The sequence below is a fragment of the Proteiniphilum propionicum genome (assembly GCF_022267555.1).
Lineage (GTDB): Bacteria > Bacteroidota > Bacteroidia > Bacteroidales > Dysgonomonadaceae > Proteiniphilum > Proteiniphilum propionicum.
In genome coordinates this window covers 2,754,381-2,766,752 of the sequence record NZ_CP073586.1, presented here as the reverse complement: position 1 = coordinate 2,766,752, position 12,372 = coordinate 2,754,381, and the positions used below count along the sequence as shown (strand labels likewise).

Genomic DNA, 12,372 nt, shown 5'->3' with positions numbered 1-12,372 from the left:
GAATTGTTTACTATTTTGCCAATAGTTAACGGTTAAGCGTTATATTGTGTCGGATTTATCCAGTGATCTATCTTTTGATACAGTAAATCAAAGAGGCTTCGGCGTGTAAGTACGAAATGAGCATGCACAGTCATTCCTTTTTTCAAATGCCCCTCTCTACCGTTTTTTAGCGTTAGAAAATCGCGACTTAATTCGCATTTTACCTTATAGTAGCTCTTTTGTGAGCCTGAATCGAAATAAAAGTCCGATGAAATTTCTCTCACTTTACCACTAATAGTTCCCCATTCGTTGTAATTAAACGATTCTACTTGCACGTTCACAGGCATTCCTTCATAAAGGTAACCTATGTTACGCGGAGATACATATACTTCGGCATAGAGCGTAGAGTCGGGACTTATCACACCCAATGTTTGTCCTGCTGAAATACTGTTACCCTTGTAAATGCCTGTAAACTGCTCCAATGTACCACTTACGGGACTGGTAACATAGTGCATTTCTTGCTCCTTTTCCAGTTGATTAAGTGCACTCTGTAATTCGGCGTGGTTTATGGCAAGTGTGTTTTTATCGGTTTGCCATACACTCAACTGATTATCTATAAGCGAAGCATATTCATTTTCAGCATTACGCAGAGCAAAAAAGTATTGCTCGTACTCGTCAGGCGAAATAACTTCCTTGTCGAATAATTTTTTGTTTCGTTCGTGTTCGTTTCGGGCTTTTTCCAACAAGGTTTGCAGTTCTTTTTTACGTTTAGTGTAATAGGCATTTTGTTGCATACGCACGCCCGAAGAAAATTGTTCGGGCATTCTGCCTCGTGTAAGCTGCTCTAAATCCGAAATTTGTCGATTAGCGTCGTTTAGCTTTTGCTGCAACACTAGTTGGCGCGCTTGTAGATTATCTGTACGTAGGCGAATGATGGTATCGCCCTGTGACAAACGAGCACCCTCTTTTACATACACGCTGTCCACCCACTCAGTAACAGAGGCTTTTATTTCAGTACGTTCGTTTACTGGACGAATCATACCAGGATTTTGCACCGTAACATCCACATAAATAAGCGGTAACGCAACGAAGCAAGCAAGCAATGCTACCAGCACGGTGATATAAATGATTTGTGACTTTGTGGTATGCTTGTAAATATAAGACTCTAAGCAGTCCTCTATAAGGTTTTTCGGAAGGAGTTTCATTTTTTTACTGTAATTTGTTGATATGATTTGCTATCTCACAAAGATTCCGTCATTCAGATGTATCGGGTTATATAATATCTGAATGGTTCGTAAGGATGATTTTTTCTTGTCGTCAGGATTTAGTACTATGTTTTCTTTTTCAATTTGTCCTACTACCTCGTTATTGACACAAGATATTAGCAAGATGATGAGAAAAACACCCTTACTTACTAAAAATTTAATTGCTCTCATGTTTTTTGTTTTTAAAATTGTCACATAGGTTAGAATTCATGAAAAAAACGCACTTTTTATAAATCAATATTGTCTTTAGCTCATTGAGTATCATTAGATAAGACAAAAAAAACAGCGTGGTATTACCCACGCTGTTTCAGAGGTCCGACCAAGAACCCAACCACAAGCATAAAGTAAGTACCACGCTTTCTGCGTGGCGTTTACTACTCATCCTGTGGTTTCTGAAAATTTGGTCGGTTTCTGAAACAGAATTTAGTTAAACGCTATTATTATTTATTTTTACTTTAACGAATCATATATCGCATAAAAATAATTTAATTAAAATATCTAAGTTCACAATGAATCTAAATACACATTTTATCCACACTTATGAGATAATCCTACAAAGAACTTACCCTTACTTTTTCGTATTTTGCTGAAAAACGATTATAAGTATTTAATGCTCATATAACTAATTATTTTTAGTTTAGACATTATTTAATAATCGTTTAAGCGATAAAAAACTTGAAACACAAGTATAATAACTTTTTATTTAGATTTTGACTTATTTTCTCAAATATTCCTTTTTTCTCCTATGCTTGTCAATATTAATATCCACACAATGAATTCCCGACTAAATATGACATTACTTGCCTATTTCAAAATCATACCATTTTAAGTTTCGCTCTTTGCGCCCGATCTTCCTTCAATGGAATATTTTCAGATTAATCTTTTCCGAATGTAAACATTACTACAGTAAAATACCGACTATTACACAATGCAGCGTTATAACAGATGATTTATTTAGGCTATTAAAACTGCTTTCTTGTTGATGAAAAATGATATGGAATCAGCACAGTTAATAATAAGTTCAAATGGAAGATTTTCTTTTTTCCCATTTCTCATATCACATCTTCATCGTGCAAGTGTATATAGATATCTTTAATGTCGTTGTCTTCGGCATGCCCTATAATAATGGGCTCCGCAATTCATTCGTGAATACCTTTACGAAGTATATAATGCGCAAGACAATATAAAGCTTTGATTTAGTCTAAGATTTATAAAAGGTAAACATTTTCTGACTTATAATTTCAGTTCCGGCAAACTATCTATTGCTTTTTGTTTTAGCTCATCCACTGCACGGGTATATTTTTCTGTGTGTTGCAAACCACTATGTCCCAGTAGGCTCGCAACAGTTTTAATAATGGCTCCATTGTTTAGAATATTTACAGCAAAAGAATGTCGGGCGCAATGCCAAGTAATATGTTTTTGAATACCTGCTAATTTCACCCAATGCTTTAAGGACTTTAGGCACATGTTTTGACTTGGTAAATTAAAGATAACACCATCTATAACATCACCCTCTTCATTCTCTATTGGCTCCCCTATGAGTTTTAGGAGTCCATCATTCAGAGGGATATTTACACAACTTTTAGAACTAAAGTGACGTGTCTTTTTTTTATTAAATGATAAAAGCTTATTGGAAAAGTCCACATTAGAAAAACGTAAATCTTTAACATCGCAATATCTTATACCTGTGTATAAACAAAAAATAAATGCTCTTCTAACTTCTTGATTTTGCTTAGGATAAGTAGTATTGATCAACTTTCCCATCTCATCAACACTTAAAATGTCTTTCTTTAAAGTTTCTTCATCTGTCTTACATATTACACCGTCACAAGGATTTTTCTGGATATAGTTATTCTCAACCAAATATTTAATGAGCTTTTTAAATCTCTTATAATACGTTACAGCCCCACTCCCTTTGCCCTTTTCTTGAAGATAGTCTACAAATTTAAGCATCATTTCTTTATTAAGCTGTTCGGGCAAAATTCTGGTTTTATAGAGTGGATATTCACGTTCAATAAAATCTCTAAAGCGTTGAATGGCTTCTTTCACCATTCTCACATCTTTCTTTGTATAACTATTATAATAAGCATCCATACAATCAAAAACATTCACATTGTTTGTCGTATAGATTCGATAACCCGTTTTTGAATCTTTAAATTGCTGCTCCCTTTAAAATCTAATATTTTTTGCCAATTCAAGTGTCTCTTTATTAGATTGTCGTTCAATCGGTGTTTTTGGATTCTTGAATAAATATAAACTCAAAGACTCTTTTTTTCTATCCTTTTTAATAGTTTCTTTTCCAGTTTTTTCATCGTAAATTTTAGAGTATCCCAAATAATATTCGAGATATAAACTAAGCGTTCCGTTTTTTAATTCTTTACACAGCAACTTTGGATTATCAGTACTTTAACCCTCTATCTTTGCCATAGTTTTCTTATTTTTATTAACTTTGCAAATATAAAAAATAATTCAATATATCAGGGCGCCAAAGGAGTGCCAAAACCGATAAAATAAGGGAAAAAACAAGAAAATCAGACAAACATAAGAAACGTTCATCTATTTAGTTATCAAAAACATATCAGCTTTTATTTTCTTATATTTTCTTCAAAAATTCCCGCCGGGTGTACTCATAAACCGCTGCAGATCGATCGATCTGCAGCGGTTTATGCCATAGAAACGGTTTCCGTGTGGCAACCGTGCAGCCTTCACTACAGGCTTGTTTAGCACTTGTACCAAGAGAGTTGTTCATTTAGCAAAAAATGCACCAGATATGTAGCAACTAATGTTCTCTAAACGTGAGTGTTATTTATTTAACAGGCATGAATATGCCGACGTATCGCCGTAAACACTGTTTTTTCGACTTGAGGTTGTTTATTGAACTGGCTTGAACGGGGACGTGGCTTTTCTGCGACTTGTAACATTTCAGAACAAATCATAATTTTATCTAATAGAAGCTGGCCGATTTTTATAAATAAAAAAAAAGATATTACATTTGCTCAAATGATCTACAAAATACTATTGTGGAAAAATATTCAACTCTATTTACACTAATCCTTTTATTTCTTATATGTTCGTGCAACACGAACAATAAAGAAAAAATCTCAACATACCCCATACTTACCTCCGATTTTGAAAATACCCTTGTAATAGACGGCTTTGCTGAACCTGTTCGCTATACTACAATAGCCTGTCCTGGCAATGTAGATGCCATTATTACCTTCCTTATTGATGACGGGACGTATGTTAATGAAGGAGATGTTATGTGCATTCTCGAGGATAATAACAGTAAAACCTCTCACGATAACTTGGTTATTCAACTTGAGACGGCAGAAGCACAATTAAGTAAAGTAAAAGCTGATTTACAGATGCAATACGCCATGCTTGAAGCGCAGGTAAAAAACAATAAAGCCGATACCGAAATTGCACATTTAGACTCACTACAACTACGTTTTTCCACCCCCACACAGAAGCGAATCAAGGAATTAGAACTTGAAAGAGCTATTATCGAGAAAAATAAATTTGAGAAGAAACTCGAAGCACTTGAGATCATAAATCAATCTGAAGTAAAAAAATTAGAACTTAATATTCAACAATTAACAAACCGGTTAACCTACGCAAAAACAATCCTCGATGGCCTAACCATACGCGCTCCACATAAAGGATTAGCCGTCATATCTAATTCAATGATGACAGGAGAAAAGCTTAAGATGGGCGACAATGTATGGAGTAATATGCCGCTGATAACTATGCCCGAAGTATCTGAAATGAAAGTAAAAATGATGGCGAGCGAAGTGGATTTTCGCCAGATAAACGAAAATGACTCCGTAAGTTTCAGTTTCGATGCCATGCCCAATAACATTGCTTATGGAAAAATCACAAAAAAACTACCTGTCGGGCAACCTTATAAAAGAGATTCGAAAGTAAAGTTTTTTGAGGTGGAAGCTTCAGTCGATAGCGCGCTGCAACTTCCAGAAACCGGGTTCACTGCGAACTGCCGGGTATTCATAAAACAGGTCCGCGATACTATAGTGGTGCCGCAAATAGCCATTTATGAAGAAGACTCTCTTAAAGTTGTATATGTGAAGAGTAAGAAAAACAGATACGAGATGCGCCAAATAATAACCGGGCTCTCTTCTTCAAAAGATGCCATCGTATCACACGGATTAAAGCCGGGAGAAGTTATCGCTTTAATTAAGCCACCGCTATCTATGGTGAGAGGAAAAACGCTGCTAGGCGATTCTACAAATATGAAAAGGGCAGTTAAACCTGTCACATCCCGGTAAAGATTGCAGCGAGTTCAGTAAAACAAGACTTTATCTAAAATATTTTCAAGCCATTTCATCAAAATGAAGAATTTTTCAAAAATATTGGTCCTCATCGTTGTTTGTTCGCTACCTTTTGTGGCGTGCAAAAAAAAGGAAACCAAGCAAATACCTGTTGGAAAAGTAGCCCAGGGTACTTTATTTATCGACTTGTACGAAGAGGGTGAAATAGAGGCAATTAACTCTGTAAACATTGTAGCGCCAATGATCTCGTGGCGATATGGGAACCTGAAAATAACCGAATTGGTTAAAGACGGAGAGGAGGTGAAAGCAGGCGACACATTAATAGTGTTCGATCCGTCAGAAGTACTGAAAGGTATTGTGGAAGCAGAGTCTAGCATGGAGATTGCACAGGCGGAATTCGATAAAATGAAAGCACAGCAGCAATCGGAGTTAGAAGAGCTGAGGGCTGCTTACGAAGTCACACGTATTTCTCATGAGATATCGAAAATCCGTTTCGAGTCTGCCGGCTACGAATCAGATATTAAGAAAAAAGAAATACAGCTGAACCTCGATAAAGCAGAAATTGCGCTGGAAAGGGCAAAAGAGCAAATTGAGAACCGCATAAAAATTCAGAAAGAAGAGATCAAACAAAAAAACCTCTCCATCATGCAGTTCCAGTCGAGGCTCGACGAAGCACGCGAAACACTTCAAAAACTGTCGGTAGTAACCCCCTCTTCGGGTATCGCCATTTTATCGAAGAACTGGAGCAGCAACAATAAATTTCAGATTGGCGATCAGTGCTGGAGTGGGTTTCCCATTATTCAACTTCCCGACTTATCATCGCTTAAAGCAACGGTAAAAATAAATGAGGTTGACGTGGCCAAAATAAGCAAAGGGCTGAAAGTAGAAATTAAACCCGACGCATTTTCCGACAGCGTTTTTTCGGGAACAGTAAATTCAATTGCCAATCTGGCAGTGAACAAAGATGAGTCGTCAAAAATAAAAGTGTTCCCCGTTGAAATACTGCTCAACGAGTCCGATAAGAATTTGCTTCCCGGGCTTACCGTCAGCTGCCGAATAATTATGGACAAAGTGGAAAATGTACTTTTCATTCCGCTCGATGCTCTTTTTACCGAAGGTGACATAAGTTTTGTTTACAAAAGAAAAGGTGCCGGCTATGAAAAAACGGAAATAGAAACCGGGATAAACAACACCGATTATATAGTGGTTGAAAGCGGATTGAAAAAAGGCGAAGAGATAGCACTGGTAAATCCTTTTGCAAAAGAAACGGAAGAAAAGAAAACCGAAAACGCAGAGATATAATGAAAAGATCACGATTATATAGCCTGTTTTTTGCGTTCATTGCCACAGCACTTCTTTTTTCGTGCAAAAAGACCTCGGAACCCGTGGGCGGAAGAAGAGCATCAGACGGCACTGTTATTGTTGAAACCGGAGAACTGGCGGCAGTAAACTCCCGCTCTGTTGTCGTCAACCGGTACGGAAGGCAATGGTACCAGATGAAAATCGTGGGGCTGTTGAACCACGGCGAGATTGTAAAAAAAGGCGATTCAATAGCGCAACTCGACCCAGCTGATATTAACAAATATATTCTTGAAAGCGAGAGCAACCTTGAGACGCAATTAGCTGTACTGGAAAAACTGTATGTAGAACAAGAAAACAAAAAACAAGAAAGCGAATCGAGAATTAGAAACGAATCGGCAACATTCGATTTGAAAAAAATTGAATGGGAAGCATCACGTTTCGAATCGGAACGATTGAGAAAAATAAGACAACTAGAATACGAGCAGGCAGTCATCAATCTAGAAAAAGAGAGAAAAATATACGAACTTAACAAAGCCATCAACGCCTGCGACTTGCAAATACAGGAGATCAGAGTTGAGCAGATAAAAAAAGAGCTTGAAAACGCAAAAAACCTGATACCATTGCTTACCTTGCGTGCACCTGTATCGGGTGTGTTTCAGATTGCTACAAACTGGCAAAGCTCCAACAGAAACATTTACAAAATCGGCGACAATATTTACGCTGGCAATAACCTGGCCATAGTTCCTGAACTGGAATTTATGAAAGTGAATACCCAGGTAAACGAAACAGACTTTTTGAAAATCGCACTCAACCAAAAAGTTGCGGTAAGGCTGGATGCTATGCCTAAAGTTGTTTTTGATGGTGAAGTTGTCTATATAGGAAAACTTTGCAGGCTGAAAGACCGGAAATCACGGCAGAAAGTGTTCGATGTGGAGGTGAAGATATTAAAATCCGACGAACGATTAAAGCCGGGGATGACAGTTAGTTGTGAATTTCTTTAAACAAAAATTATGCAGTACGGTGAAAATATTCGGTTGGCGCTACAGGGTTTGACTGACCACAAGTTTCGTTCTTTCCTAACCATGCTGGGAATCATCTTCGGCGTGGCATCCGTTATAACAATGTTATCCATAGGAGAAGGAGCAAAGCGCGAAGCCATTGCCAAATACCAGGATCTGGGTGTGAACAATATCATCATAAGAGAGAAATCTCTCTCCGACGAAGAGCTGGAAGAGGTGAGGGCAAAGTTCTCGCAAGGGCTTTCCATTCAGAATGCCCAGGTGATTAAAGAAATAGTACCCGGTGTGGAAAGAATTGCCGCACAAGCTGAAAAAAATACTGACGTGAAATACAACGATAAATCGGTAAAATCTACCATTATCGGTATCACTCCCGACTTTCAGGCAATAATGAATTACAAGATACAAAATGGTTATTTCATCAGCGAAAAACATTACAACGAACGCCTGAAAGTCTGTGTACTGGGTGCGGGAGTGGCTGCCACCTTTTTTAAAGGAGAGGATCCGATAGGGAAATTAATAAAAATAGACGATCAGTGGTTGGAGGTTATCGGAGTACTTGAATCGAAAAGCCTTTTTACGGAGACCGTAGGCGAACTGGCTGCGAGGGACCTGAATACAGATGTTTACGTGCCTCTCTCGTTATTTCTGAACCGGTTTGCACGTGAAAACGCACTCTCCAGCGAAATTCAGCAAATAACCGTTCAACTGAATAATTCGGACAAACTGGTGGAAGCATCAAAAATCATTAACGAAATCCTGCGCCGCCACCATTTCAATAACGACGACTACAACATTGTTATTCCTTACGAATTACTGAAACAGGAAGAGAAAGAGCGGCAAATCTACAACTTTTTATTAGGTGCCATTGCTGCCATATCCCTGTTGGTTGGAGGAATAGGAATCATGAATATTATGCTGGCAACAGTCATGGAACGAACACGGGAAATAGGTATAAGAAGGTCTGTGGGAGCACGCAAAATTGATATCATGAACCAATTTGTAACAGAATCGGTAGTAATAAGTATTACAGGCGGGCTTATAGGTGTAGCAGTAGGAATCATTCTCTCTTTGTTTGTAACGCTATTCACAGATATCAGCACATTTATCAAGCCATACGCTGTACTTATCGCGTTCTCCTTCTCCGTTATTGTAGGGGTAAGCTTTGGATATTTACCCGCTAAAAATGCCGCAAACCTCAAACCTGTAGATTCTATACGCTACGAATAAGTAAAACAGTATGTTAATTAAAATAGAAAACTTGAAAAAAAGCTACTCGCTTGGAAAAACTGAGATACCGGTAATTCACGGCATTGATCTAAACATAAAAAAAAATGAGTATGTGGCAATCATGGGGCCTTCCGGTTCCGGCAAATCCACTCTCATGAATATCCTGGGCTGCCTTGACACACCATCAGAGGGTCATTACTTTCTTAACCATGTTGATGTCAGCACGCTCGATGATGATGCCCTCTCAGTTATGAGGAACAAAGAGATAGGATTTATTTTCCAGAATTTCAACCTGTTGCCAAGGCTCAATGCCATTCAAAATGTGGAACTGCCACTCATCTATTCCGGTACCCCGAGCAATCTACGCAGAGAGAAAGCACTAAAGGCACTGGATAAGGTTGCATTGACCGACCGTATGAACCACAAACCTTCCGAACTGAGTGGAGGGCAACGCCAGCGGGTCGCCATTGCCAGGGCTCTCGTAACAAATCCCGGCCTGCTGTTGGCCGATGAGCCTACAGGTGCACTTGACTCAAAGACAGGTGAAGAGATTATGCGTTTGTTCGATGAGTTGCATAAGGAAGGAAATACAATTATTCTTATCACCCACGAACAGGAAATTGCAAATTTTGCAAACAGAAACATTTATCTGAAAGATGGCATGATCCATTCCGATAAAATAAATTCAGACAAGAAAATTATTTTAAACTCTAACCGGCAACAACAATATTCTCCCATAGAAAGTAACAATAACACAAAATCGATATGAGAAAATTACTATTTACAGTCACATTACTGTTCCCATACTTTGTTTTATTGCAAAGCCAGCCGGTGCAGACACTCACGCTGGATGAAAGTATTGAAATTGCTAAAAACAAGAGCTTTACGATGTTGAATCTGGCTGAGAATCTTAAAATAGCCGAGTTCAACTTAAAATCCGCAACCAGCAGGTTAAAGACACATATAGATATGACTGTCTCCTCACCTCAATATACAGAGACTATTGAAAGCTGGAAAGACACGACCGGCATAACATTCTACTACCCCATCAAAGAGCTGGGTTATGCAGGTACTCTTACCATTAATCAACCGTTGCCTACAGATGGAAATATTTTTATTCAAAACTCATTGTCAAGCAGCGAAAATCTCGAGAATAATTATCGCTCATCCCGCCTGAGAACACGAGTCGGGTTCAACCAGCCCCTCAACTCTTTCTATGCATACAACAGCATCCGGTCAACACTGAAAAGGGCTGAGCTGGACTATGAACGTTCAAACAAGCAGTTTAAAAGGGAAGAGCTAAACCTTGTGTACCAGGTCAGCAGTGCCTATTACAACCTGCTATCGCTGCAGAAAAGCACAGAGATTGCATCACTCGACCTGGAGCGGCAGACCGAAGCCTATGAGATTTCACAGAACAAGTATGCAGCAGGCCTCATACGCGAGGTAGATGCATTGCAAATGGAGGTCGACCTGGCTGAGGCACAGAACAATTACGATATTGCAGTATTAAATGAAACATCAGCAAAAAATTCATTTAAAGAGCTGTTAGGGCTAGACTTGAATGACAGCATTGCGCTAAACAGCGAGTTCAGATATGAAATTGTGGTAATAGACGCTGAAAAAGCAGTTGAGCTGGCACTTAAAAACAGGTTGGAAGTCAGGGAGCAGGAGATACAGATAGAACTGCAAAAGCTTAATATAAAGCAGCAAAAAGCGAACGGAATGATACAGGGGAGAATAGATGCATACTTTGAAAAAGCCGGTATAAATCAGCAGTCCGATCCGGGATTTTTCAACTCGATAAAAAACTCATATCATAATTTGATCGACAGAAACGCCAGTTATGGTGTCGGCCTTACAATATCCATCCCCATACTCGATTGGGGTGAAAACAGAGCACTAGTCAGAGCCTCCGAGTCGAGATTGAAACAATATTCATACAGAAAAGAAGAGGTGGAGCGTGAAATAGAAACCGAAGTAAAAAATCTAATAGCAAGCATCAACAGTAACCTGAAGAGATTGCAGGTCCTGGAAAAAAATGTGCAGGTAGCCGAAAAAAGTTTCGATATTACACGAAAACGTTTTTCCGATGGCGATATCGACAGTCAGGATTTAGCGCTGGAGAGAAACCGGCTGAACAACGCCTACACATCTCATCTCAGAGCCTATATAAATTACCAGTTGTCGCTTGCCGACCTTGCTAGAAAAACTTTTTATGATTTCCGTAATAATCAGGAGATACAATAGGCTTTGAAAGGTTAAATTGCGTGTCAATGGCACCATACTTTGATGATAGACAACAGATGCTATAGGTTTGAAAGCGGCATGCAAAAAGTCTGGAAAGAGAGCGCAAGCGGGTCAATATATGTTTTGTGCTCTCATTCAGTTTTTTTCATCCACTCAGCAAGAATTACAGCATCATACCCCAGCTCCCCTGCCTTTATAATATCTGCTTTGGCAGCTACCTTGTCGAACTGGCCTAGGCGTACCCGTCCCCTCAGTACATAGAAATAAGGATTATCCATCTGCGATTCCCCGATTGCACGCAAATCTGCCGAAGCTTTAAAGAGCTGGCCTGTATTTAAATAACATTCGGCACGGTTCATATAAAAAATGGGATCAGGCATGGATTCCGATTTTATAAGCCCGGAATATACCCTTTCGGCTGCCTCCCAATCGTCGTCCAGCTTATAAAGTAAAGCCCCGCTAAGCTTAGTGAATATATTCCCTGCATCAATAGCTTCCGAAGCCTTAAAATCGGCTTCAGCTTTCTTGCGGTCGCTCTTTTCAAGAAACAGCAACCCTCTGCGGTAATAAGCCTCCACATTTTCGGGATAAAGGCGGATAATAGTGTTGTAATCTTCCATGGCCTCGTCCAGCCTATCCATATCACAAAGAAGAGACGCCCTGTTATGCAAGGCCACATCGGCCAGAGGATTGTTTGCGAGAGATGCTGTGAATGATATGTATGCATCGTCATATAACTTTAGCTGACGCTGCATTATGCCAAGGTTCAGCAGTAATACCGGATTATTTTCATTCATCGGGTCAAGTGACATAGCCTTCTGCAAAGCAAAGGCTGCACTGTCAAACCGGTTCACCTCAATAAAATCAGCCGATCTCTTAACCCAGCCCTCGTAGCTTTGCCCGGAAATAGGTAGAGGGAGAAGCAGCAACAAAACTATAAAAAATGGAAAAAAATATCTCATAAAAAAGAGTGATATGCAGATGTGACCAGCAAAATTAAACAAAAATATCTATCTTTGCGACTTCATTAACTAAAATAAG

At 39.0% G+C, this 12,372-nt stretch carries 9 protein-coding genes and 1 pseudogene; 6 read left to right on the top strand and 4 right to left on the bottom strand.

All coding sequences use genetic code 11. The annotated features are described in order from the left end of the window. Positions 1-32 precede the first annotated feature (32 nt). The 3 genes and pseudogenes from KDN43_RS11340 to KDN43_RS11330 all read right to left on the bottom strand — a co-directional run bounded on the left by KDN43_RS11340 (position 33) and on the right by KDN43_RS11330 (position 3,632). Entirely contained in the window at positions 33-1,184 is a 1,152-nt protein-coding gene (locus KDN43_RS11340) for an HlyD family secretion protein (RefSeq protein ID WP_238866234.1), read from the bottom strand. Positions 1,185-1,214: 30 nt separating this feature from the next. Next, positions 1,215-1,415, bottom strand: coding sequence for a hypothetical protein (locus KDN43_RS11335; protein WP_238866232.1), 201 nt, complete (start codon positions 1,413-1,415; stop codon positions 1,215-1,217). 1,062 nt (positions 1,416-2,477) lie between these two features. After that, positions 2,478-3,632, bottom strand: a pseudogene (locus tag KDN43_RS11330) (tyrosine-type recombinase/integrase). A gap of 632 nt (positions 3,633-4,264) precedes the next feature. On the opposite strand from KDN43_RS11330, the gene KDN43_RS11325 reads away from it, so the two are divergent. The 6 genes from KDN43_RS11325 to KDN43_RS11300 all read left to right on the top strand — a co-directional run bounded on the left by KDN43_RS11325 (position 4,265) and on the right by KDN43_RS11300 (position 11,331). Beyond that, complete coding sequence (locus KDN43_RS11325) at positions 4,265-5,527, top strand: efflux RND transporter periplasmic adaptor subunit (RefSeq protein WP_238866230.1); 1,263 nt, start codon at positions 4,265-4,267, stop codon at positions 5,525-5,527. 63 nt (positions 5,528-5,590) lie between these two features. After that, positions 5,591-6,832 (top strand): efflux RND transporter periplasmic adaptor subunit, encoded by a 1,242-nt coding sequence (locus KDN43_RS11320; protein ID WP_238866229.1) that lies wholly within the window; start codon positions 5,591-5,593, stop codon positions 6,830-6,832. Further along, on the top strand, positions 6,832-7,833 hold the full coding sequence (locus KDN43_RS11315; RefSeq protein WP_238866227.1) for an HlyD family secretion protein: 1,002 nt from the start codon (positions 6,832-6,834) through the stop codon (positions 7,831-7,833). The genes KDN43_RS11320 and KDN43_RS11315 overlap by 1 nt, the downstream gene beginning before the upstream one ends. A gap of 9 nt (positions 7,834-7,842) precedes the next feature. Beyond that, a complete protein-coding gene (locus tag KDN43_RS11310) occupies positions 7,843-9,081 on the top strand; it encodes an ABC transporter permease (RefSeq protein ID WP_238866225.1) in 1,239 nt (412 codons plus the stop codon). Between the two features lie 10 nt (positions 9,082-9,091). Beyond that, complete coding sequence (locus tag KDN43_RS11305) at positions 9,092-9,850, top strand: ABC transporter ATP-binding protein (protein WP_238866223.1); 759 nt, start codon at positions 9,092-9,094, stop codon at positions 9,848-9,850. After that, positions 9,847-11,331 (top strand): TolC family protein, encoded by a 1,485-nt coding sequence (locus KDN43_RS11300; RefSeq protein WP_238866221.1) that lies wholly within the window; start codon positions 9,847-9,849, stop codon positions 11,329-11,331. Before KDN43_RS11305 ends, KDN43_RS11300 begins: the two co-directional genes overlap by 4 nt. A 131-nt stretch (positions 11,332-11,462) precedes the next feature. Here KDN43_RS11300 and KDN43_RS11295 read toward each other — a convergent pair whose 3' ends face one another. Then, positions 11,463-12,293 (bottom strand): tetratricopeptide repeat protein, encoded by an 831-nt coding sequence (locus KDN43_RS11295; protein WP_238866219.1) that lies wholly within the window; start codon positions 12,291-12,293, stop codon positions 11,463-11,465. Positions 12,294-12,372: the final 79 nt, after the last annotated feature.

Bases quoted from the DNA above. Each gene is read 5' to 3' on its own strand.
- KDN43_RS11340 (WP_238866234.1), bottom strand. From the start codon at position 1,184: ATGAAACTCCTTCCGAAAAACCTTATAGAGGACTGCTTAGAGTCTTAT.
- KDN43_RS11335 (WP_238866232.1), bottom strand. From the start codon at position 1,415: ATGAGAGCAATTAAATTTTTAGTAAGTAAGGGTGTTTTTCTCATCATC.
- KDN43_RS11320 (WP_238866229.1), top strand. From the start codon at position 5,591: ATGAAGAATTTTTCAAAAATATTGGTCCTCATCGTTGTTTGTTCGCTA.
- KDN43_RS11315 (WP_238866227.1), top strand. From the start codon at position 6,832: ATGAAAAGATCACGATTATATAGCCTGTTTTTTGCGTTCATTGCCACA.
- KDN43_RS11310 (WP_238866225.1), top strand. From the start codon at position 7,843: ATGCAGTACGGTGAAAATATTCGGTTGGCGCTACAGGGTTTGACTGAC.
- KDN43_RS11305 (WP_238866223.1), top strand. From the start codon at position 9,092: ATGTTAATTAAAATAGAAAACTTGAAAAAAAGCTACTCGCTTGGAAAA.
- KDN43_RS11300 (WP_238866221.1), top strand. From the start codon at position 9,847: ATGAGAAAATTACTATTTACAGTCACATTACTGTTCCCATACTTTGTT.
- KDN43_RS11295 (WP_238866219.1), bottom strand. From the start codon at position 12,293: ATGAGATATTTTTTTCCATTTTTTATAGTTTTGTTGCTGCTTCTCCCT.